The sequence below is a fragment of the Streptomyces sp. NBC_01460 genome (genome assembly GCF_036227405.1).
GTDB lineage: Bacteria > Actinomycetota > Actinomycetes > Streptomycetales > Streptomycetaceae > Streptomyces.
Map to the genome: position 1 here is coordinate 2,757,376 of NZ_CP109473.1, position 22,139 is coordinate 2,779,514.

Annotated in this window: 22 protein-coding genes; 6 read left to right on the forward strand and 16 right to left on the reverse strand. The window is 71.4% G+C overall.

What is annotated here, in order from left to right; translation table 11 throughout:
- Nucleotides 1-24 precede the first annotated feature (24 nt).
- Complete coding sequence (gene leuA, locus OG488_RS12295) at nt 25-1,818, reverse strand: 2-isopropylmalate synthase (protein ID WP_329228697.1); 1,794 nt, start codon at nt 1,816-1,818, stop codon at nt 25-27.
- Nucleotides 1,819-2,110: 292 nt separating this feature from the next.
- On the opposite strand from leuA, the gene OG488_RS12300 reads away from it, so the two are divergent.
- Nucleotides 2,111-3,187, forward strand: coding sequence for a M4 family metallopeptidase (locus OG488_RS12300; protein WP_329228698.1), 1,077 nt, complete (start codon nt 2,111-2,113; stop codon nt 3,185-3,187).
- Nucleotides 3,188-3,242: 55 nt separating this feature from the next.
- Nucleotides 3,243-3,509 carry a protealysin inhibitor emfourin gene (locus OG488_RS12305; RefSeq protein ID WP_329228700.1) on the forward strand — a complete coding sequence of 89 codons (267 nt, stop codon included), beginning with the start codon at nt 3,243-3,245 and terminating at the stop codon, nt 3,507-3,509.
- A 241-nt stretch (nt 3,510-3,750) separates the two neighbouring features.
- Here OG488_RS12305 and era read toward each other — a convergent pair whose 3' ends face one another.
- From era to OG488_RS12320, 3 genes are read right to left on the reverse strand one after another with little or no spacing between them, the layout of a single operon-like run.
- The gene (gene era / locus OG488_RS12310) at nt 3,751-4,725 is read right to left on the reverse strand and encodes a GTPase Era (protein WP_187281951.1); all 975 of its coding nucleotides are present in this window, start codon (nt 4,723-4,725) and stop codon (nt 3,751-3,753) included.
- A gap of 51 nt (nt 4,726-4,776) precedes the next feature.
- Complete coding sequence (locus OG488_RS12315; protein ID WP_329228702.1) at nt 4,777-5,130, reverse strand: cytidine deaminase; 354 nt, start codon at nt 5,128-5,130, stop codon at nt 4,777-4,779.
- Nucleotides 5,131-5,179: 49 nt separating this feature from the next.
- Nucleotides 5,180-6,118 carry a helix-turn-helix transcriptional regulator gene (locus OG488_RS12320; protein ID WP_443074212.1) on the reverse strand — a complete coding sequence of 313 codons (939 nt, stop codon included), beginning with the start codon at nt 6,116-6,118 and terminating at the stop codon, nt 5,180-5,182.
- Between the two features lie 101 nt (nt 6,119-6,219).
- Between OG488_RS12320 and OG488_RS12325 the strand changes: the two genes are divergently transcribed.
- A complete protein-coding gene (locus tag OG488_RS12325; RefSeq protein ID WP_329228704.1) occupies nt 6,220-7,638 on the forward strand; it encodes an MFS transporter in 1,419 nt (472 codons plus the stop codon).
- A gap of 28 nt (nt 7,639-7,666) precedes the next feature.
- Here OG488_RS12325 and OG488_RS12330 read toward each other — a convergent pair whose 3' ends face one another.
- The 5 genes from OG488_RS12330 to OG488_RS12350 all read right to left on the reverse strand — a co-directional run bounded on the left by OG488_RS12330 (nt 7,667) and on the right by OG488_RS12350 (nt 12,060).
- Nucleotides 7,667-8,020, reverse strand: a complete 354-nt coding sequence (locus OG488_RS12330; RefSeq protein WP_329228705.1) for an MmcQ/YjbR family DNA-binding protein — start codon at nt 8,018-8,020, stop codon at nt 7,667-7,669.
- Nucleotides 8,017-9,300: a hemolysin family protein gene (locus OG488_RS12335; RefSeq protein WP_329228707.1), complete on the reverse strand. Its 1,284-nt coding sequence runs from the start codon at nt 9,298-9,300 to the stop codon at nt 8,017-8,019. Before OG488_RS12335 ends, OG488_RS12330 begins: the two co-directional genes overlap by 4 nt.
- Nucleotides 9,297-9,794: an rRNA maturation RNase YbeY gene (gene ybeY, locus OG488_RS12340; RefSeq protein ID WP_329228708.1), complete on the reverse strand. Its 498-nt coding sequence runs from the start codon at nt 9,792-9,794 to the stop codon at nt 9,297-9,299. The genes OG488_RS12335 and ybeY overlap by 4 nt, the downstream gene beginning before the upstream one ends.
- Before the next feature lie 12 nt (nt 9,795-9,806).
- Nucleotides 9,807-10,829, reverse strand: coding sequence for a PhoH family protein (locus OG488_RS12345; protein WP_329228710.1), 1,023 nt, complete (start codon nt 10,827-10,829; stop codon nt 9,807-9,809).
- Between the two features lie 127 nt (nt 10,830-10,956).
- Entirely contained in the window at nt 10,957-12,060 is a 1,104-nt protein-coding gene (locus tag OG488_RS12350) for a carbohydrate kinase family protein (protein WP_329228712.1), read from the reverse strand.
- Nucleotides 12,061-12,435: 375 nt separating this feature from the next.
- Between OG488_RS12350 and OG488_RS12355 the strand changes: the two genes are divergently transcribed.
- On the forward strand, nt 12,436-13,794 hold the full coding sequence (locus tag OG488_RS12355; RefSeq protein ID WP_329228714.1) for an MFS transporter: 1,359 nt from the start codon (nt 12,436-12,438) through the stop codon (nt 13,792-13,794).
- Here OG488_RS12355 and OG488_RS12360 read toward each other — a convergent pair.
- The 7 genes from OG488_RS12360 to hrcA all read right to left on the reverse strand — a co-directional run bounded on the left by OG488_RS12360 (nt 13,758) and on the right by hrcA (nt 20,336).
- Nucleotides 13,758-14,750: an adenosine deaminase gene (locus tag OG488_RS12360; RefSeq protein ID WP_329228716.1), complete on the reverse strand. Its 993-nt coding sequence runs from the start codon at nt 14,748-14,750 to the stop codon at nt 13,758-13,760. The genes OG488_RS12355 and OG488_RS12360 overlap by 37 nt on opposite strands.
- A 15-nt stretch (nt 14,751-14,765) precedes the next feature.
- A complete protein-coding gene (locus OG488_RS12365; RefSeq protein WP_329228718.1) occupies nt 14,766-15,674 on the reverse strand; it encodes a ribonuclease Z in 909 nt (302 codons plus the stop codon).
- Nucleotides 15,675-15,687: 13 nt separating this feature from the next.
- Complete coding sequence (locus OG488_RS12370) at nt 15,688-16,047, reverse strand: histidine triad nucleotide-binding protein (protein WP_329228720.1); 360 nt, start codon at nt 16,045-16,047, stop codon at nt 15,688-15,690.
- A 175-nt stretch (nt 16,048-16,222) separates the two neighbouring features.
- Nucleotides 16,223-16,969: a 16S rRNA (uracil(1498)-N(3))-methyltransferase gene (locus OG488_RS12375; protein WP_329228722.1), complete on the reverse strand. Its 747-nt coding sequence runs from the start codon at nt 16,967-16,969 to the stop codon at nt 16,223-16,225.
- Nucleotides 16,966-18,039, reverse strand: a complete 1,074-nt coding sequence (locus OG488_RS12380; RefSeq protein ID WP_329228724.1) for a nitronate monooxygenase — start codon at nt 18,037-18,039, stop codon at nt 16,966-16,968. Before OG488_RS12380 ends, OG488_RS12375 begins: the two co-directional genes overlap by 4 nt.
- 143 nt (nt 18,040-18,182) lie before the next feature.
- Nucleotides 18,183-19,319: a molecular chaperone DnaJ gene (gene dnaJ, locus OG488_RS12385; protein ID WP_329228726.1), complete on the reverse strand. Its 1,137-nt coding sequence runs from the start codon at nt 19,317-19,319 to the stop codon at nt 18,183-18,185.
- Entirely contained in the window at nt 19,320-20,336 is a 1,017-nt protein-coding gene (gene hrcA / locus OG488_RS12390; protein WP_329228728.1) for a heat-inducible transcriptional repressor HrcA, read from the reverse strand.
- A gap of 165 nt (nt 20,337-20,501) precedes the next feature.
- Between hrcA and OG488_RS12395 the strand changes: the two genes are divergently transcribed.
- Together OG488_RS12395 and OG488_RS12400 are read left to right on the forward strand one after the other, a co-directional pair.
- Nucleotides 20,502-21,224, forward strand: a complete 723-nt coding sequence (locus tag OG488_RS12395; RefSeq protein WP_329228730.1) for an MBL fold metallo-hydrolase — start codon at nt 20,502-20,504, stop codon at nt 21,222-21,224.
- Nucleotides 21,225-21,249: 25 nt separating this feature from the next.
- Nucleotides 21,250-22,068 carry a DUF3097 domain-containing protein gene (locus tag OG488_RS12400; RefSeq protein WP_329228732.1) on the forward strand — a complete coding sequence of 273 codons (819 nt, stop codon included), beginning with the start codon at nt 21,250-21,252 and terminating at the stop codon, nt 22,066-22,068.
- Nucleotides 22,069-22,139 lie beyond the last annotated feature (71 nt).

Genomic DNA, 22,139 nt, shown 5'->3' on the forward strand with positions numbered 1-22,139 from the left:
TGTCCGCGATGCCGTGCAACGGTGTCAGCGGGTCGCCCGGTTGACCGCGGAGACGACCGCCTTCAGCGAGGCACGCGTGGTGTTGGCGTCGATACCGATGCCCCACAGCACCTTGCCGTCGATCGCGCACTCGATGTAGGAGGCGGCCTGCGCGCTCGCGCCCTCGCTCATCGTGTGCTCGGTGTAGTCCAGCAGGCGGGCGTCGATACCGATGGCCTGCAGCGCTTCGAAGAACGCGGAGATCGGGCCGTTGCCCGTGCCGGTCAGCACCGTGTCCGAGCCGTCGACGGTGGCCTCGACGGTGATCGTGTCCTGGCCGTCGGAGCCGGTCGTCGTCTGGCCGGAGCGGATCTGCACGCGTCCCCAGGCGTTCTCGGGGCTCGGCAGGTACTCGTCCCGGAAGGTCGACCAGATCTGGGTGGGAGTGACCTCGCCGCCCTCGGCATCCGTCTTGGCCTGAATGATCCGGGAGAACTCGATCTGCATCCGGCGCGGCAGGTCCAGCTTGTGGTCGTTCTTCAGGACGTAGGCGATCCCGCCCTTGCCGGACTGCGAGTTGACCCGGATGACGGCCTCGTAGGAGCGGCCGACGTCCTTCGGGTCGATCGGCAGGTACGGCACCGCCCACTCGATGTCGTCGACGGTCTTCCCCTGGGAGGCCGCGTCGGCCTCCATGGCGTCGAAGCCCTTCTTGATGGCGTCCTGGTGGGAGCCGGAGAAGGCGGTGTAGACCAGGTCGCCCGCGTAGGGGTGGCGCGGGTGGACCTCCATCTGGTTGCAGTACTCGCTGGTGCGGCGGATCTCGTCGATCTGCGAGAAGTCGATCTGCGGGTCGACGCCCTGCGAGAACAGGTTCATGCCCAGGGTGACCAGGTCGACGTTGCCGGTGCGCTCGCCCTGGCCGAACAGGCAGCCCTCGATGCGGTCGGCGCCCGCCATGATCGCCAGCTCGGCGGCGGCGACGGCGGTGCCCCGGTCGTTGTGAGGGTGGACCGACAGGCAGACGTGCTCACGGCGGCTCAGGTTGCGCGACATCCACTCGAAGCGGTCCGCGTGGGTGGACGGCGTCGAGCGCTCCACGGTGGCGGGCAGGTTCAGGATGATCTCGCGGCCCTCCTCGGGCTGCCAGACGTCGCAGACCGCCTCGCAGACCTCCAGGGCGAAGTCCAGCTCGGTGTCGGTGAAGATCTCCGGGCTGTACTGGTAGCCGAAGATCGTCTCGTCGCCCAGGATCTTGTCCGCGTACTCCATGACCAGGCGGGTGCCGTCCACGGCGATCTGCTTGACCTCTTCCTTCGAGCCGCGGAAGACCACGCGGCGGAAGGTGGGGGCGGTGGCGTTGTACAGGTGGACGGTGGCGCGCCGGGCACCGACCAGTGACTCGACGGTCCGCTCGATCAGTTCCTCGCGGGCCTGCGTCAGGACGGAGATCGTCACGTCCTCGGGGATCGCGCCCTCTTCGATGATCGAGCGTACGAAGGCGAAGTCGGTCTCGCCGGAGGACGGGAACCCGACCTCGATCTCCTTGTAGCCCATGCGTACGAGCAGGTCGAACATCTCGCGCTTGCGGGCCGGCGACATGGGGTCGATCAGGGCCTGGTTGCCGTCACGCAGGTCGGTGGACAGCCAGCGCGGCGCCACGGTGATGCGGTTGTCCGGCCACGTGCGGTCGGCGATGTCCACGGCCTCGTAGCCGCGGTACTTGTGGACCGGCATTCCGGACGGCTTCTGCAGCTGCTTCGCGTTCGTCACCGGCGTGGGGCCACCGACGGGGGTGGTGACGGCATCGGTGTGCACAGGGGGATTCACTGCGGTCATGGCGTACGGCTCCTCTGAGGTCCAGCAGGGGCGGCCGACTGTGTCGCTGCAACAGCGAACTCCGCGGGGAGGGAGCCGGCCTACGACTACAGGCCCTCGCCGCGGCAGCTAAGAAGGAGCAGCCCGAAACGCATGATGCGGCAACACTAACCGAGGGACGCCTGATACGTCGGTCCGTATCAGTATGCGGGATCGGACCGGCATGAAGGCAGAACGGTGATACATCACTCTATTTCGTCAATCACGATCGCAACCAGTGACAGCGTGGTGACGGAGTGCCACAGTCATTTGCATGCAGCCTCGACCGAACAACGGGTTCCAGCCCGTCTTCTGCACCATCGTGCCGCCCCACGTCCTCGACAAGCTGTCCCAGGCCGACGACCCGGCTCTGGCCGATCCCGCGCGGCGGACCCTGGAGGCCGACGGGGCCCGGCGCCACCACCGGCGGGTGACCGCGCTGGCCTGGACGCCCCAAGCCGCACGCACCTCCGCCCCGGTGCCCACCAAACCCCACCGCACCCTGTACGACTGCCGTCACGGCACGGACCTGCCGGGCGTCAAGGTCCGCGACGAGGGCGACGAGCCCACCCAGGACGCCAGCGTCAACCGCGCGTACGCGGGGCTCGGCGCCACCTTCGACCTGCTGCTCACCGAGTACGGCCGCAGCTCGATCGACGGCAAGGGGCTGCCGCTCATCGGCTCCGTGCACTACGACGAGAAGTACAACAACGCCTTCTTCGACGGCGAGCAGATGGTCTTCGGGGACGGCGACGGGGAGATCTTCCTCGACTTCACCGTCGCCATCGACGTGATCGCCCACGAACTGGCGCACGGACTCACCCAGTACACCGCCAACCTGGCGTACCAGGGCCAGTCCGGCGCACTCAACGAGTCCGTGTCGGACGTCTTCGGCTCCCTGGTCAAGCAGTACTCGCTGGGCCAGAGCGCGGACCAGGGCGACTGGCTGATCGGTGCGGGGCTGCTCGCCCCCCGGGTCAGCGGCGTCGCCCTGCGCTCGATGAAGGCCCCGGGCACGGCGTACGACGACGACGTGCTCGGCAAGGACCCGCAGCCCGCGTCGATGGACGACTACGTCGAGACGGACGACGACAACGGCGGGGTCCACATCAACTCCGGCATCCCGAACCGGGCCTTCTACCTGCTGGCCACCGCGCTCGGCGGTAACGCCTGGGAGCGGGCCGGCCGGATCTGGTTCGACGTGCTGACCGGCGGCGAGCTGACCCAGGACGCGTCGTTCACGGACTTCGCCAAACTCACGGTCGCGGCCGCGCAGCACAGGTTCGGCGAGGGCGACGAGGCCGAGGCGGTGCTGAAGGCCTGGTCGGAGGTGGGCGTGCCGACCCGCTGACCGGGGTAGACAGACGCGGGACCGTCCGGGCGGGGTCAGGCAGGAGCCAGCACGCATGCGCATTCAGGTGAGCCGGACCGGCGGATTCGCCGGCATCGCACGCCGCGGCGAGGTCGAGACCTCGGGGCGGGCCGACGCCGCGGAGTGGGAAGCCCTGGCCGAGACGGCGCTCGCCGCCGGCCGGGGCGGCCCGCCCGCGGGGGTGCCGGACGGTTTCCGCTACCGGATCACGGTCGGCGACCGGACGGTCGACTGCGCGGATCCCCGGCTGACCGAGGCGCAGCGGACGCTGATCTCCCGGGTCCTGAAAGAGGGCGCGTAGGCCCGGGCGCGGCTGCCTCGTGGTCCCGGGCCCGGCCCTGTGAGGCGGGGCCCGGCGGCCTCAGCGGCTTCGCACGGCTGCGTCGGCCTCCGGCCGCCGGTGCCGGGGCCCCGCTCAGAATCCCAGCTTGCGCAGCTGCTTCGGGACCACCCCACCACGCCGCACTCGCACCCCTCGGCCCAGGGGCCTCAGCGGCTTCGCACGGCTGCGCCGGCCTCCGGCCGCCCGCCGCGGGCCCTGCTCAGAACCCCAGCTTGCGCAGCTGCTTCGGGTCGCGCTGCCAGTCCTTGGCGACCTTCACGTGCAGGTCCAGGAAGACCGGCGTGCCCAGCAGTGCTTCGATGTGCTTGCGCGACTTCGTGCCGACGTCCTTGAGCCGCTTGCCCTTCGGGCCGATGATGATGCCCTTCTGGCTGGGCCGCTCGATGTAGACGTTCGCGTGGATGTCCAGCAGCGGCTTGTCCGCCGGACGGTCCTCGCGCGGGAGCATCTCCTCGACGACGACTGCGATCGAGTGCGGCAGCTCGTCCCGTACACCTTCCAGCGCGGCCTCGCGGATGAGCTCGGCGACCATGACCATCTCGGGCTCGTCGGTGAGGTCGCCCTCCGGGTAGAGCGGGGGGCTCTCGGGCAGGAGCGGGGCGATGAGGTCGGCGAGCAGGCTCACCTGCTGGTCCTTGACCGCGGAGACCGGGATGATCTCCGCCCACTCGAAGCCGAGCTCGTCCGCCAGCGCGGAGACGGCGAGCAGCTGCTCGGCGAGCGCCTTGGACTCGACCAGGTCGGTCTTGGTGATGATCGCGATCTTGGGGGTCTTCTTGATCCCGGCCAGTTCCTTGACGATGAACTTGTCGCCGGGGCCGAGCTTCTGGTCGGCGGGCAGGCAGAAGCCGATGACGTCGACCTCGGCCCAGGTGGTCCGCACGACGTCGTTCAGCCGCTCGCCGAGCAGGGTGCGCGGCTTGTGGAGGCCGGGCGTGTCCACCAGGATCAGCTGGGCGTCGTCGCGGTGCACGATCCCCCGCACCGTGTGCCGGGTGGTCTGGGGGCGGTTGGAGGTGATCGCCACCTTCTGACCGACCAGAGCGTTCGTGAGGGTGGACTTGCCCGCGTTGGGGCGGCCCACGAAGCAGGCGAAGCCGGCCCGGTGGGGGGCGGTGTTCTCAGCCTGCTGCGCAGCAGCTTCTGTGTTCGGTCGAGCGCTCATGGCGCCCATTCTCCCCGATCCGGGCGGCGGCGTTGCACAGCAGGGCGCGACCGCCCCGAATCAGCCCGCGGCCACCGTCGACCGGAGCGTGCCGTCGGGCCCCGCGAGCAGCACGGGTGTGTCAGGACCTCCCAGGTCACGGACGGCGGCCCGGTCGGCGTCCGAGGCGGCGTCGGCCTCGGAAACGACGGCCGCCGCCTCCAGGGACGTGGCGCCGCTCGCCACCGCCATGGCGACGGCGGTCTGCAGCGCGCTGAGCTTCAGCGACTCCAGGGCCACCGTGCCGGCGGCGTACGTGCGTCCGGTCTCGTCCCGTACCGCCGCGCCCTCCGGCACGCCGTTGCGGGCGCGGACGCTGCGCGCCAGCGTGACGATCTTGCGGTCCTCGGGGCCGAGGTCGGTGCTCTCAGTCATGTGCTGAGCATACGAAGGGGTGGGTCACCTGCCGCACGACGGGGTCCGCTCATCCCGGGACGGGGTACATCGAGCCGCGCCGGCCCTCGGGCGAGTCCAGCCACTGGAGCTTGGCCTCCGTGCCGGTGTCCGGAAGCGGGGTGTGCAGGACGATCACCAGGTCGGGGCGGGCGGGCACCCGCAGCTGGGTGGACTCCACCATCAGGGTGCCGACGAGCGGATGCTGGAGCTCCTTGCGGACCTGCCCGCCCGGAACGACGTCGCGCCGGTCCCAGAGGGTGGCGAACTCGGGACTGAGCTCCCTGGCCTCCTCGACCACGGCGCGGAAGCCGTCGTCCTCGGGGGAGTCCGAGCAGGCGGCCCGGTACTGGGCGACGACCTGGGAGGCGATGGTCTCCCAGTGCTTCGACCGGGCCCGGTACACCGGGTCGGTGAAGAAGGCGATCATGCAGTTCTGCACGATCCCGGGACGCATGCCGAGGACCGCCGACGCCGCGTCGTTGTAGAGCACGGTGTTCCAGTAGCGGTCCATGATGTGTGCCGGGAAGGGCATCCAGGCGTCGATGAGCCTGTTCAGCCCCTCGCACATGTCCCTGTGGGCCGGGTCGACCTCCAGGGCGGGCGGGTTGAGCCCGGCCAGCACGTAGAGGTGACGGCGCTCCGCGCTGCTGAGCCGCAGCACCCGGGCCACGGAGTCCAGGACCTGCGGCGAGACGGTGATGTCGCGGCCCTGCTCCAGCCACTGGTACCAGGAGACGCCGACGCCCGCGAGGACGGCGACCTCCTCCCGGCGGAGCCCGGGCGTGCGCCGGCGCGCCCCGCCGTCCGGCAGGCCCGCCTCGGCCGGGGTGACCCTGGCCCGTCGGCTCATCAGGAACTCGCGCAGTTCGCCCAGGCGGTGCGCCTTCTCGTCGGTGCCGGACCGGACCGTGCCGGACCCGACCGTGCTGGTGCGGTCCGCTCCGGTGTTCCGGGCCGGTGAAGCCACGTACTCCCCCTGGTGTGCGTGTGCGGGCCTGCCTGGTGGTGCGGCCAACAGGATAAGTGCCCGCTCCCCACACTTATTCCGGCGCATCCAGCCTGTGGGACATGGCGATCGAAACCCCAACTCCCGTGTCCAGCGGCACCGCAGGCCCCGCTGCTGTCCCCGCTCCGCCCACACTCTCCGGCCGGGCGCGGCTGGTGCTCCTCGTGCTCTGCGCCGCCCAGTTCATGGTGGCGCTCGACTTCTCCGTGCTGAACGTCGCGCTGCCCGTCCTCGGTGAGGACCTGGGGCTGAGCCGGTCCGGTCTCCAGTGGGCCGTCACCGCGTTCGCGCTGCCGTCCGGCGGCTTCCTGCTGCTCTTCGGCCGGATAGCCGATCTCTACGGCAGGCGCAGGCTGTTCCTCACCGGCCTCGCCCTCTTCGGGGCGTCCTCGCTCCTGGCGACGATGGCCTGGGACCCGGCGTCCTTCCTGGCGGGGCGGGCGCTGCAGGGACTCGGAGCGGCCGTGATCGTGCCGACCGGCATGTCCCTGCTGACCACGACCTTCCCGGAGGGCCCGCTCCGTGAACGGGCCCTGGGCATCAGCGGGACGCTGCTCTCGCTGGGCTTCACCACCGGCATGCTGGCGGGCGGCGTGCTGACCGACACGCTGGGCTGGCGCTCCACGATGGGTCTGCTGAGCGTCGCCGCGGTGACCGTCCTGGTCCTCGCGCCGAAGCTGCTGACCGAGTCGCGTACGCCGGAGAGGCCGAAGCTCGACGTGCCCGGCGCCGTCACCGTCACCGGTGGTCTGCTCGCGCTGATCTACTCGCTGTCGACGGCGGCCGAGCGCGGCTTCGGCGGTACGGACGTGCGGATCACCCTGGTCCTGGGGGTGGCCCTGCTGGCCGCGTTCGTCGTCGTCGAGTCCCGGTCGGCGGCCCCGCTGGTCTCCCTGCCGATGCTGCGGCGCCGTACGGTCGCGTTCGGCAACCTGGGCGGCCTGGCCACGTTCTCGATGATGAGCACCATCGTCTTCGTCCTGACGCTCTACCTCCAGGTCCTCCTCGGCCTCTCGGCCTTCGGCACGGGGCTCGTCTTCGGGGTCCAGGGCCTGGCATCGGTCGCCGCCGGGGTCGTCGCCCCGAAGGTGATCGGCCGGTTCGGCGCGCGCCGGGTACTGGTGCTCTCCCTGCTCGGCCAGGGCCTGTTCATCGGGGCGCTGCTCGGCCTCGGCGAGGGCTCGGGCGTCTGGCTGGCCACCGTGGCGGTCTCCCTGGCGAGCGCCTGCCACCTGGGCGCCATCATCGCCTACGGGCTGACGGTGACCTCGGGCGTCCCGGACGGGGAGCAGGGCCTGGCGACCGGTCTGGCCACCACGACCCAGCAGGTCGGCCTCACGATCGGCATCCCGCTGCTGGGGGTCCTGTCGACCACCCAGGGTTCGCTGTTCGACGGCGTACGGCTGGTGGTGACCGCTGCGGCGGTGATCCTCGTCGCGACGGGCCTCGTCGTGGGAGCGGGCCTGCGACGGGCAGCCTGAGTGCTCTCCCGCAGGCCCCGGGCCGAGGCTACGGCCGGTCCAGGCGGAGCCGTTCCGCCTTCGGGAGCCCGGCCACCACCAGGTCGTAACTGTCCTCCACGAGCTCCCGGACCATGCGGTCCGGGAGCTCGGCGACCGTCACGGTGTTCCAGTGCCGCTTGTTGAGGTGCCAGCCGGGGACGATCGCGGCGTGATCCTTGCGGAGCCGCAGCGCCTCGTCCGGATCGCACTTGAGGCTGACCTTCAGGGGCGGCGCGTCGAGGGCGCTGAGGGCGAACATCTTGCCGAGGACCTTGAAGACCGAGGCCTCGGGCCCGAAGGGGAACTCCTCCGTGCTCGCGTTGAACTCCAGACAGAACGCGCGCAGCTGCTCGGGGGTCACGCCGCCTCCGATCCCTCCGGTTCGACCAGCACCGTGACGATCTTGTTCCTGCGGCCCGCCGGGGATTCCGCGGTGAGCCGGAGCTTGCGCCCGTCGGGGAGGTCGACGATCGAGGAGGCCCCGGCGATCGGGACCCTCCCGAGCGCCTTCGCCAGCAGGCCGCCGACCGTCTCCACGTCCTCGTCGTCGTAGGCGTCGAGGCCGAACAGCTCCCCGAGGTCTCCGATGTCGAGCCGGGCGGTCACCCGGAAGCAGCCGTTCTCCAGCTCCGTGACCGGCGGGAGTTCGCGGTCGTACTCGTCGGTGATCTCGCCGACGATCTCCTCGAGGATGTCCTCGATGGTGACGATGCCGGCCGTGCCGCCGTACTCGTCGATGACGACGGCGACATGGCTGCGGTCCTGCTGCATCTCGCGCAGCAGGTCCCCGGCGTTCTTCGTGTCGGGGACGAACGCGGCGGGACGCATCGCCGTGGAGACCAGGTCGGCCTCCGCCTCCCGGTTGATGTGCGTCTTGCGGACCAGGTCCTTGAGGTAGACGATCCCGACGATGTCGTCCTCGTTCTCCCCGGTGACCGGGATGCGGGAGAAGCCGGAGCGCAGCGCGAGGGTCAGTGCCTGCCGGACCGTCTTGTAGCGCTCGATGCAGACCAGGTCGGTGCGGGGCACCATGACCTCCCGCACGAGGGTGTCGCCGAGCTCGAAGACCGAGTGCACCATGCGGCGTTCGTCGTCCTCGATGAGCGACTCCTGCTCGGCGAGGTCGACCATCGCCCGCAGTTCGGCCTCACTGGCGAAGGGACCCTTGCGGAAGCCCTTGCCCGGGGTGAGCGCGTTGCCGAGGAGGATCAGCAGCTGCGGGACCGGGCCCATGATCCTGGCCAGCGGCAGCAGGACGTACGCCGCCGCCGTCGCGGTGTTCAGCGGGTGCTGCCGGCCGATGGTGCGCGGCGAGACCCCGATGGCGACGTAGCTGACGAGGACCATGACGCCCATGGCGAGGGCCAGGGCCTCCCAGGTCTCGCTCAGTTCCTTGAGGCAGGCGTACGTGACGAGCACCCCGGCCGACATCTCGCAGGCCACCCGGACCAGCAGCGCCACGTTGAGGTAGCGGGTGGGGTCGGCGGCGACCTGTTCCAGCTTGGCGCTGCCGCGGCGCCCCGCCCGCACGGCCTCGGCCGCGCGGAAGCTCGACGTACGGGCGATCCCGGCCTCGGCGCAGGCCGCGAGCCAGCCCACGACGATCAGCAGGACGGCGCCGGTGACGAGGGGGACGCTCACGAGACGGTCGGGGCGGGGGACGGACCGGTCAGACCGCGCTCACCGCGCCAGCCGTCGACGATGGCCGCCTGGAGCCCGAACATCTCGGCCTTCTCGTCCGGCTCCTCGTGGTCGTACCCGAGGAGGTGCAGCACCCCGTGGACCGTGAGGAGCTGGAGCTCCTCGTCCATGGAGTGCTGCGTCCCGGCGTCCTCGCCCTGCTTCTTCGCGACCTCCGGGCAGAGCACGATGTCGCCGAGGAGACCCTGCGGGGGCTCCTCGTCGTCCTTGGCCGGGGGACGCAGCTCGTCCATCGGGAAGGACATGACATCCGTCGGGCCCGGGAGGTCCATCCACTGGATGTGGAGCTGCTCCATGGCGGCGGTGTCCACCACGATCACCGAGAGTTCGGACAGCGGATGGATCCGCATCCTGGCAAGGGCGTAGCGGGCGATGTCGAGGATCGCCTGCTCGTCGACCTCGGTTCCGGACTCGTTGTTGACGTCGATCGACATGGTGCGCTGCGACTACTTCCCGTTGCGGCCGGTGCGGCCGTCTGCGTTGTCGTACTTCTCGTACGCGTCGACGATACGGCCGACGAGCTTGTGCCGGACGACATCCTGCGAGGTGAGCCTGGAGAAGTGGACGTCCTCGACCCCCTCCAGGATCTCCTGGACCTGACGGAGACCGCTCTTGGTGCCGGTCGGCAGGTCCACCTGGGTGACGTCACCGGTGACGACGATCTTCGAGTCGAAGCCGAGGCGGGTGAGGAACATCTTCATCTGCTCGGCGCTGGTGTTCTGCGCCTCGTCGAGGATGATGAACGCGTCGTTCAGGGTCCTTCCACGCATGTACGCCAGAGGCGCGACCTCGATCGTGCCCGCGGCCATGAGCCGGGGGATGGAGTCGGGGTCGAGCATGTCGTGCAGCGCGTCGTAGAGCGGGCGCAGATACGGGTCGATCTTGTCGAAGAGCGTGCCGGGCAGGAAGCCGAGCCGCTCCCCCGCCTCGACGGCGGGCCTGGTCAGGATGATCCGGCTGACCTGCTTGGACTGCAGGGCCTGGACCGCCTTGGCCATGGCGAGATAGGTCTTCCCGGTACCCGCGGGGCCGATGCCGAAGACGATGGTGTGCTTGTCGATCGCGTCGACGTACCGCTTCTGGTTCAGCGTCTTGGGGCGGATCGTGCGGCCGCGGCTGGAGAGGATGTTCTGGGTGAGCACCTCGGCCGGGGTCTCGGCGCCGTCCCCGTTGCCGGTGCCGGCCGCCCTGAGCATGGCGATCGAGCGTTCCACAGCGTCCTCCGTCATCGGCTGCCCGGTGCGGAGCACCAGCACCATCTCGTCGAAAAGCCGCTGGATCAGCGCGACGTCCGCCGCGCTTCCAGTCGCGCTTATCTCGTTGCCCCGGACATGGATGTCGACGGCCGGGAACGCCGTTTCGATCACGCGCAACAGCGAGTCGCCCGATCCCAGGAGCATCACCATGGGGTGTGCCGGGGGGATGCTGATGCGGGCGGCCGCCTGCGGCTGTGTGGGTGACTGAGTCATGGGCCGGCCCTCGGGCCTGCGCATACCTCCCGCTGCCGGGTCGTCGCTGCTCGACGGCCTCTGGAGTACCAGCGTACGACTCCGCACCGACAACGCCGAGAGGTTTTACCCGGTGATCATCAGCCCTTCACTGGCGGAAGCCGATGGTCGGGACGGCCCGGCGCAGGGGCCAGTCCCGGCTCGTCGCGGGCAGCAGCTCCTCCAGGAAGGCGTAGCGCTCCAGCGCCGCCGGGTCCTGGCCGGCGCAGGTACGCACCTGCTGCCACCAGCCAGCGATCTCCGCCCATCCGGGCGCGGAGAGTGATCCGCCGAACTCCTGCACGGAGAGGGCGGCGGTGAGTCCGGCGAAGGCGAGGCGGTCGGCGAGCGGCCAGCCGGCCAGTGTCCCGGTGACGAATCCGGCGACGAAGACGTCGCCCGCCCCGGTGGGGTCCAGGGCCTCCACCGCGATGGCGGGCACCTCGGCGGCCGTCCCGGTCGCCCCGTCCACCGCGTAGGCGCCCTCCGCGCCCAGGGTGACGACGGCCAGGGGCACCCGCTCGGCCAGGGCGTGGGCGGCGGCACGGGGGCAGTCGGTGCGGGTGTAGCGCATCGCCTCCTCGGCGTTGGGCAGGAAGGCCAGGCAGTGCCCGAGGTCGGGCAGGGCGTCCAGGTCCCAGCGGCCCGTCTCGTCCCAGCCGACGTCGGCGAAGACCGTCGCGCCGTTCCGCGCGGCCGCGGCGACCCAGGGTTCGCTGCGGCCCGGGGTCAGCGAGGCGACGGCTGCGCGGGCGCGCGGCGGGCAGTGCGGGAGCGTGCGCCCGGGCACCGCGGAAGGGGCGGGGGCGGGGGCCTCGTGTCCGTGCGAGACCATGGTGCGCTCGCCCTCGTACGCCATGGAGACGGTGACGGGTGAGTGCCAGCCGGGGACCGTCCGCGACATGGACAGGTCGATGCCCTCGCCCTGTTCGAGGGCGTCCCAGCAGTACTCGCCGTAGTGGTCGTCACCGAACGCGGCGGCCAGCGAGGTGTGCAGGCCGAGCCGGGCCAGCGCGGTCGCCATGTTGGCGACGCCTCCGGGGCTGGAGCCCATCCCCCGGGCCCAGGACTCGGTCCCGCGCACCGGGGCGCTGTCCAGCCCGGTGAAGATGATGTCCAGGAAGACCGTGCCGGTCAGGAAGACGTCGCAGGCCGGGTCCTGCGGGGCACGCAGCCCGAGCAGCGGGTCGATGACTGGATCAGCTGTACTCACCGTGCGCTCCCCGGGCCGTGGCAGATCTGAACAGTGCGAGATCCGGCCAGTGTGCCGGATTCGTTCCCGCTTCCGGAGGGTCCGCGCCGCAGCGCGCACACTCACTCCCACCTGCATAAACATGCGCAGCTACCCGGCTCGATCCCGCATAAACCTCAACGTGACCCAGATCACATCGAGTCGACTTTCCGTCGCCTGGGCGCGCTTGATACAAATTGCCCCGCGAGCACCGTTCGGGACAGTGGACGACGAGTGCCGCTTCTCCCGCATTCTCCCGCATTTCCCGCCGTACCCTCCCCTGCCTTGATTCGCCGTACCCCGCTCCGCCCTCCCCTGCCTTCTTCTGCCTCCTCTGGCATGTCTTCAGGAACGCCCATGTCCTCGCGCCCTCGCGCCGCGTGGCCCCTGGTCGCCGTGTTCACCGCCGGTTACCTCGCCGCCTATCTGCTCCCCACCATCGTCGGCCGCCTCAGCACCTATCTGGGGCTGAGCTCGGCCCAGGCCGGTCTGGTCGGCAGCGCCCTCCTCGTCAGCTCGGCGTCGGCCGGCTTCGCGCTGGCCGGACGCGTCGAGAGATACGGCTCGCGGAGACCGGCGCGTGCGGGACTGCTGCTCGCCACGCTCGGCTACGGCTGTGCGGCACTGACCACCTCGGTGCCGCTCGTCGTCGCGGGCGTCGTGGTCGGCGGCTTCGGCTCGGGCGCGGCGACCGCCGTCGCCGCGTCGGGCATCGCGGCACAGCACGATCCGCACCGGACCTCGTCGCTCGGGCTGCTCAGCGTCTCGGCGACGGCGGGAGCCCTCTACCTGACGATTCCTCACCTGAGCGGCGGGCACCGGCTTCCGTTCGCCTCCATCGCGCTGGTCGCCCTGCTCGTCTGGCCCGCCACCTCCCGGCTGGGAGGCCCCGCGCCCGTCAGCGGGACGTCATCGGTCCAGGGACGGCTGCCGCACCGGCGGTCGGGGCTCGTGCTGGCGGGCGGCATGCTCGTCTGGTCCATGGCGCAGAACGCCCTGTGGGGTGTGAGCAGCAGCATCGGCGCCGTCCAGGTCGGTCTCTCGGAGGTCACCATCGGCGCCGTGTTCGCCGCCGCGCTGGGGGCGGGACTGCTCGGCGTCATGGGAGCCGGGATGCTGGGCGCCCGGCTCGGGCGCGCGGTGCCGATCGGTCTCGGCACGATGATCATCGCCGGGAGCATCGTGCTCAGCTCCTCCGCCGACGACCTGGGGTCGTTCGCGACGGGCGAGATCGCGTGGAACACCTTCTACCCGGTGGTCCTGTCCTACCTGATCGGTCTGGCGGCCTCGCTGGACGTGCGCGGCCGCTGGGCGGTCCTCGCCGGCTCGGCGTCCTCCGTCGGTACGGCCTGCGGCCCCCTGCTCGGCAGCGTGCTCTCCGAGCAGGCGGGTTACGCCGTGATGGGCCTGATCCTGGGGGCCGCCACGCTCCTGGTCGCGGCCCCCGTCACCGCCGTGGCCCTGCACACCGGCGGACGCCCGCTGGTCCCGGGTTCCGTCCGGCGCAGGGGCGGTGCACCGGCGGCACTGCTCGCCGCCACCACCAACAGCCTGTCCGGCGCGGTGCCCAAGCTGGGCGCGCCGGAGCAGGCGGTGGCGGAGATCAGCGTGCCGGCGCTGCGGCGCAGGCGGCTGGTGCGGAGCGCGTTCCGTACGGCGGGACCGGCCGGAGGTGCCGGTCAGTCGAACGCGTACGCCTCGACCTCGGAGAGGTAGCGCGCCCTGCGCTCCTCGTCGTGGTCGAGGAAGGCCGCCTCGAAGGAGTTGCGGGCCAGGGTGCGCAGGTGCTCCTGGTCCAGTCCGAGCGCCTCGTGCACGGCGTGGAAGGTGTCTCCGACGTATCCGCCGAAGTAGGCCGGGTCGTCGGAGTTCACCGTGCAGAGCAGACCCGCGTCCATCATGGCCCGCAGGGGGTGCTGCTCCAGGACGTCGATGGCGCGCAGCCGCACGTTCGAGAGCGGACACAGCGTCAGCGGGATCCGTTCGGAGACCAGCCGGTCCACCAGCTCCGGGTCCTCCATGCAGCGCAGACCGTGGTCGATCCGCTCGACGCCGAGGACGTCCAGGGCCTCCCGGATGTACTCCGGCGGGCCCTCCTCTCCGGCGTGGGCGACCTTGCGCAGGCCCAGGGACGTGGCCGCCGCGTACACCTCGCGGAACTTCGCGGGCGGGTGGCCGACCTCCGCGGAGTCGAGGCCGATGCCGCTGATGCGGCGCAGGTACGGCTTCGCGGCCTCCAGCGTCTCCAGCGCCGACTCGGCGGACTTGTCGCGCAGGAAGCACATGATCAGCTGGGTGGAGACGCCGTGCGTCTCCTCGCTGCGGTCCAGCGCCCTGCCGAGCCCCTCGATGACGGTGCCGATCGGGACGCCCCGGTCGGTGTGGGCCTGCGGGTCGAAGAAGATCTCGGCGTGCCGGACTCCCTGGGCGGCGGCGCGGGCGAGGTAGGCGTCGGCCAGCTCGGCGAAGTCCTCCTCGGTGCGCAGCACCGCCATCAGGGCGTAGTACAGGTCGAGGAAGCTCTGGAGGTCCTCGAACAGATAGGCCTTGCGCAGCTCTTCGGTGTCCGCGAAGGGCAGGTCCACGCCGTTGCGTGCGGCGAGGGCGAAGGCCAGCTCGGGTTCGAGGGTCCCCTCGATGTGGAGGTGGAGTTCGGCTTTGGGGAGGTGCACGGGGTTCTCGTTACGTTACGTGTGGCGGGTGGGTACCGGGACCCTGATCAGGTCCTGGGCGATGGTCAGTTCACCTTCGAAGCCGGCTGCCCTGGCCTGCCGTTCGAAGGCTTCCGGGTCGGTGTAGCGCTGGGAGAAGTGCGTCAGCACGAGGTGCCGTACGCCCGACTCCTTCGCCACCCGGGCCGCCTGGCCGGCGGTGAGGTGACCGTGGTCGGCGGCGAGCCGGCCGTCCTCGTCGAGGAACGTCGACTCGATGACCAGCATGTCGCATCCCTCGGCGAGTGCGAACGCGCCGTCGCAGAGCCGGGTGTCCATGACGAACGCGAAGCGCTGCCCGCGGCGGGGCTCGGAGACCTCCTCCAGCGGGATGCCGCGCAGGACGCCGTCCCTCTGGATCCGCCCGACGTCCGGCCCGCCGATGCCGTGCTCGGCCAGTCTCTCCGGCAGCATGCGCAGCCGGTCGGGCTCGGTGAGGCGGTAGCCGTAGGACTCGACGGGGTGCGAGAGGCGGTGGCTGTCGAGGGTGTACGCCCCGGTGGTGGCGAGGACGCCGTCGGCGGAGACCGGGGCCTCGGTCAGCTCGACGGACTCGCGGTAGGCGGTGGAGTACCGCAGCCGGTCGAAGAAGTGCTGTCCGCTCGCCGGGAAGTGGGCGGTGACGGGGTGCGGGACCTGGTCGAGGTTGATCCGCTGGATCACGCCGGCCAGTCCCAGCGCGTGGTCACCGTGGAAGTGGGTGACACAGATCCGGTTGATGTCGTGCGCGGCGACGCCCGCCCTCAGCATCTGGCGCTGGGTTCCCTCGCCCGGGTCGAAGAGGATGCCCTCGCCGTCCCACCGCAGGAGATAGCCGTTGTGGTTGCGGTGCCGGGTCGGCACCTGGCTCGCGGTGCCGAGGACCACGAGTTCTCGTACGGACACGGGTGCGGCCTGCCTAGCCGGGGGGCCACTGCATCCCGCGCCCGCCCAGGACGTGGGCGTGCGCGTGGAAGACGGTCTGCCCGGCGCCCGCACCGGTGTTGAGGACGATGCGGTAGCCGCTCTCGGTGATCTTCTCGTCGGCGGCGACCAGACCGGCCTCGCGCAGCACGTCCGCGGCGGTCTGCGGTTCGGCGGCGGCGAGTGCGGCGGCGTCCGGGTAGTGCGCCTTGGGGATGACCAGGACGTGGGTCGGGGCCTGGGGATTTATGTCGCGGAAGGCGACGGTCGTCTCGCTCTCGCGGACGACGGTCGCCGGGATGTCCCCTGTAACGATCTTGCAGAACAGGCAGTCGGTCTGCGGCTCTCCCGCCATGGCCCGGCCTCCTCGGTCGCTCGGTCCTCGTGATCCGTACTCGGGCATGCTATCCGGCCGCGGCGGCGCCCGGGCCTCCGGCGCCCGGTGCGGGCCGGGTGGCCCTCGGCTACGGGGGCGGGCGGCCGGGGCGGGCGGCCCTCGGCTCCTGCGGTGGTCGGCCGCCGGGCGGCCCTCAGCTCCAGCGCCCGGTACGCCCCAGCAGCAGGGCGACCGCGGCCGTCCCCGCGGTCGAGGTGCGCAGCACGCTGGGGCCGAGCCTGTACGGCGGCGCTCCCGCATCGGCGAAGGCGGCCAGCTCCTGGGGCGACACCCCGCCCTCCGGGCCCACGACGAGCACGATCGTGCCGGTGGCGGGGAGGGCGGCGGTCGCCAGCGGCTCGCCGGCGGTGTCCCGGTCCTCGTGCAGGACGCCCGCGAAGTCCGCCCCGGCCAGCAGCGCGGCGACCTGCTTGGTCGTCATGGCCTCCGCCACCTCGGGGAAGCGCACCCGGCGCGACTGCTTGCCGGCCTCGCGAGCCGTGTTGCGCCATTTCGTGAGGGACTTGAGCCCGCGGTCCCCCTTCCACTGCGTGATGCAGCGCGCGGCCTGCCAGGGCACGATCGCGTCGACGCCGGTCTCCGTCATCGTCTCCACGGCGAGCTCGCCCCGGTCGCCCTTGGGCAGCGCCTGGACGACGGTGATGAAGGGCGCGGGGGCGGGCTCCTCGCGGACGGACTCCAGGCCGGTGACGAGGAGCCGGTCCTTGCCCTCCGCCGCCCGCACGACGCCTTCCGCCCAGTGGCCCCGCCCGTCGGTGAGGACGACGTCCTCACCGGGGTTCAGCCGCCGAACCGAGACGGCGTGCCGCCCTTCGGGGCCGTCCAGGACGAACTCCGTTCCGCCGGGCAGCTGTTCGACGACGAAGACCGGTGCCGTCACTGGGCACTCCTCACACTCACTGCCGCACGCGCGGCTTCCATCTCGGCGGCGAGCAGGCCGACGAGCTCGCCGGCGGGCAGCTCCCGCGCCAGCCGGTGGCCCTGGCCCGCCCACAGGGCCATGCCCTGGGCGTCCCCGGCCTTCGCTGCCGCCTTGCGCAGCCCGCTGGTCATCTGGTGCACCTGCGGGTACGCGGCCGGGGCGTACGGGCCGTGCTCCCGCACGAACCGGTTGACCAGCCCGCGCGCGGGGCGGCCGGAGAACGCCCGGGTCAGGGTCGTGGTCACGAACAGCGGGTTGGTCAGGGCCTGCTTGTGCAGCGGGTGGGCCCCCGACTCGGGGCAGGGCAGGAACGCCGTGCCGAGCTGGGCCGCGTCGGCACCGGCCGCCAGGACGGCCGTGATCTGGGAGCCGAGCATCAGTCCGCCGGCCGCGATCACCGGGAGGTCCACGGAGGCGCGGACCTCGGCGACCAGGGCGAGCAGCCCGGTGCCGGTGAGACCGCCCTGCGGGTCGTCGCGGTGCGTGGACTGGTGGCCGCCCGCCTCGGTGCCCTGGACGCAGAGCGCGCCGGCGCCCGCCCACCGGGCGTTCCGCGCCTCCTGGGCCGAGGTGACCGTGACGACGGTGAGCGTGCCGGCGGCGGCGAACGCGTCGAGGACCTCACGGGTGGGGCAGCCGAAGGTGAAGGAGACCAGAGGCACGGGGTCCTCCAGCAGGATCGCGACCTTGGCCTCGTAGCCGTCGTCGCCGCCGGCGTCCGTGTCGCCGAGGGGCGTCCCGTACCAGGTGGCCTCGCCGGCGAGCTGGTCGCGGTAGATCTCGACGGCGCCCGGGTCGGCGACCAGCGGCTGCGGCATGAAGAGGTTGACGCCGAACGGCCGGGCGGTCGCCCTCCGGAGCTGCTTCACCTCGTTGTACATGCCGTCCGCCGTCTTGTACCCGGCGGCGAGGAAGCCGATCCCCCCGGCCTCGCCGACGGCCGCGGCGAGCTCCGGGCGGGACGTGCCGCCCGCCATCGGGGCCTGCACGATCGGGTAGCGGCAGAGACCGGTCAGCGCCAAGGACATGACCGCATCGTGCCACGTCCGGCGGATCGTGCCGAATCAGCCCTTTCACACGGCGGACGGGCCGCCGCACGCACCGCACCGCCCGCCGGTACGAGCCGGCGGGCGGTGCGGTGACGGGGTTCGCGGACGGTGCCGCGGGAGGCTCAGCGGCCGTTGAAGGCGTCCTTCAGGCGGGAGAACAGCCCCTGCTGTCCCGGCTGGAACTGACCCGTGGGCCGCTCCTCGCCGCGCAGCTGGGCCAGCTCCCGCAGGAGGCGCTCCTGCTCCGGGTCCATCTTCGTCGGGGTCATGACCTCGACGTGCACGATCAGGTCGCCCCGCCCGCCGCCGCGCAGGTGCGTGATGCCCCGCCCGTGCAGCGGGACCGACTGTCCGGACTGGGTGCCCGGCCTGATGTCGATCTCCTCCAGACCGTCGAGCGTCTCCAGCGGCACCTGGGTGCCGAGCGCCGCGGCGGTCATCGGGATGGTGACCGTGCAGTGGAGATCGTCGCCGCGCCGCTGGAACACGGCGTGCGAGAGCTCGTGGATCTCGACGTACAGGTCGCCGGCGGGGCCGCCGCCGGGGCCGACCTCGCCCTCGCCCGCGAGCTGGATCCGGGTGCCGTTGTCGACACCGGCGGGGATCTTCACGGTGAGGGTGCGCCGCGAGCGGATGCGTCCGTCACCGGCGCACTCGGGGCACGGGGTCGGCACGACCGTGCCGAAGCCCTGGCACTGCGGGCAGGGCCGCGAGGTCATGACCTGGCCGAGGAAGGACCTGGTGACCTGGGAGACCTCGCCACGGCCGCGGCACATGTCACAGGTCTGCGCGGAGGTGCCGGGTGCGGCGCCCTCGCCACTGCAGGTCGTGCAGACGACCGCCGTGTCGACCTGGATGTCCTTGGTCGTGCCGAAGGCCGCCTCGGAGAGGTCGATCTCCAGGCGGATCATCGCGTCCTGGCCGCGCCGGGTGCGCGAACGGGGTCCGCGCTGCGACGCCGTGCCGAAGAACGCGTCCATGATGTCGGAGAAGTTGCCGAAGCCACCCTGTCCGAATCCGCCCGCGCCACCTCCGCCCGAGGCGGACAGCGGGTCGCCGCCGAGGTCGTAGACCTGCTTCTTCTGCGGGTCCGACAGCACCTCGTAAGCGGCGTTGATCTCCTTGAACCGCTCCTGGGTCTTCGGATCCGGGTTGACATCCGGGTGCAGCTCGCGGGCGAGCCTCCGGAATGCCTTCTTGATCTCGTCCTGAGAGGCGTCGCGGCGCACGCCGAGTACGGCGTAGTAGTCCGTGGCCACTTACGACTCCGCCAGGATCTGTCCGACGTAACGTGCCACTGCGCGTACCGCTCCCATCGTTCCGGGGTAGTCCATGCGGGTCGGTCCGACCACGCCGAGTTTGGCGACTGCCTCGTCGCCCGAACCGTAGCCGACCGCGACGACGGACGTGGAGTTGAGGCCCTCGTGGGCGTTCTCGTGCCCGATCCGTACGGTCATGCCCGAATCCGTTGCCTCACCGAGCAGTTTCAGCAGCACGACCTGCTCCTCCAGCGCTTCCAGCACCGGCCGGATCATCACAGGGAAGTCGTGTCCGAAACGGGTGAGGTTGGAGGTGCCGCCGATGATCAGCCGCTCCTCCGTCTCTTCGACCAGGGTCTCGAGAAGGACGGAGAGAACCGTCGACACGGTTCCCCGGTCCTCGCCCTCGAAGGACTCCGGCAGATCCTGCACGAGCCGCGGGACGTCCGCGAACCGTCGTCCGACGACCCGGCTGTTGAGCCGGGCCCGGAGATCGGCCAGTGACGTGTCACCGAACGGTGCAGGGCAGTCGATCATACGCTGTTCGACCCGGCCCGTGTCCGTGATCAGGACGAGCATCAGTCTGGCCGGGGCCAGTGACAGCAGTTCCACGTGCCGCACGGTCGACCGGGTCAGCGAGGGGTACTGCACGACGGCGACCTGCCTGGTCAGCTGCGCCAGCAGCCGGACCGTGCGGCCCACGACGTCGTCGAGGTCGACCGCGCCGTCGAGGAAATTCTGGATGGCCCGGCGCTCCGGCGACGACAGGGGCTTGACGCCCGCGAGCTTGTCGACGAAGAGACGGTAACCCTTGTCCGTCGGAATGCGCCCCGCACTCGTGTGCGGCTGGGCGATGAAGCCCTCGTCCTCCAGCACCGCCATGTCGTTGCGCACGGTCGCCGGGGAGACCCCGAGGCTGTGCCGCTCCGTGAGCGCCTTGGAGCCGACGGGCTCCTCGGTGCCGACATAGTCCTGGACGATGGCGCGCAGCACTTCGAGTCTGCGTTCGCTGAGCACCGCGCACACCTCCAGCTGTGGTCCTTCGGCTTCTGCCTGGCACTCTGTGCGTTCGAGTGCCAGCAATCCCCCCGGTCAGTGTACGGGGGCGAGGTGGTCCCGGGGCAAGGGCGACCGGCCACGCCGTCGCGGGGATGCGCAGGTCGTTGCGGATAGCGTCGCCGTATGGACGTCTGTTGGGAAGAGTTCGGCTGGGAGCGGTTGGGCAACGGTACGGGACGGCGGCGCCTTCCCGTCTGGGACGCCACCGTCGCACTGGTGGCGGGGGCGGACGGCGCGCTGCTCTACGACACGGGTTCGACCCTCCGGGAGGGGGCCGAGCTGCGGACCCAGGCGGAGGCCCTGCTGGGCCGGAGGGTGACGCATATCGCACTGAGCCATCCGCACTTCGATCATGTGCTGGGCACCGCGGCCTTCTCCGGGGCGGCGGTCCACGGGGCGGTCGGTACGGCGGAGCTGCTGGAGCGGGGCGCCGAGGAGCTGCGCGCGGACGCGCTGCGGCACGGGATGAGCGAGGCGGACGCCGCCGCGGCCACGGACACCCTGGTGGCGCCGCGGCACCAGGTGAGCGGCGAGTCGACGCTCGATCTCGGCGGCGGGCTCCAGGTGCTGCTGGCCAACGTGGGCCCCGGACACACCGGCCATGATCTCGCGGTGCTGGTGCCGGGCTCCCCGGTCGTGGTGCTCTGCGGCGATCTGGTCGAGGAGTCCGGCGAACCGCAGGCGGGCCGCGACGCCGTCCCCTCGCACTGGCCGGCCGCTCTGGACCGGCTGCTGGAGCTGGGCGGCGAGGACGCGCTGTACGTGCCCGGCCACGGGGCCGTGGTGGACGCGGCGTTCGTACGGGCGCAGCGCGATCACCTGGCCTCCCGCTTCGGCGTGTCGTGAAAGGGGCCCCGTTTATCGTCGTGCCATGCGCAGCTACCAGCCGGACCTGACTCCGCCGTGGAAGAAGACCGCCCCGGCCCCCGAGGTCCCCGCCGAGCCCGACCTGGTCGTCGAGGAGGCCGTCACCGGCTTCTGCGGGGCGGTGATCCGGTGCGAGAGGACGGCCCAGGGGCCGACGGTCACCCTGGAGGACCGCTTCGGCAAGCACCGGGTCTTCCCGATGGAACCGCGCGGTTTCCTGCTGGAGGGGAAGGTGGTCACGCTCGTGCGTCCGTCGGCGGGCGCGCCGGTCCGCCCCGCGCGGACCGCCTCCGGTTCGGTGGCGGTGCCCGGGGCGCGGGCACGGGTCGCCCGGGCGGGGCGGATCTACGTGGAGGGCCGGCACGACGCCGAGCTCGTCGAGCGGGTCTGGGGTGACGACCTGCGCATCGAGGGCGTGGTGGTGGAGTACCTGGAGGGGATCGACGACCTCCCCGCGATCGTGCGGGAGTTCGCGCCGGGCCCGGACGCCCGGCTGGGCGTGCTGGTCGACCACCTGGTGCCCGGCTCCAAGGAGTCCCGGATCGCCGCTCAGGTCACCGACGGACACGTGCTGGTGGTGGGACATCCGTACATCGACGTCTGGGAGGCCGTGAAACCGTCGTCCGTGGGCATTCCGGGGTGGCCGGTGGTGCCGCGCGGCCAGGACTGGAAGACGGGCGTGTGCCGGGCCCTGGGCTGGCCGGAGAACACCGGCGCGGCCTGGCAGCACATTCTCTCCAGAGTCGGCTCGTACAAGGACCTGGAGCCGCAACTCCTGGGCCGCGTGGAGGAATTGATCGACTTCGTCACCCTTCCTGCCTGATGTACCGGATGGGTTGAGGAGGATCCGGTACCGATCCCCGTGAACACCTGCGCCGCCCGCGCACCATCCGT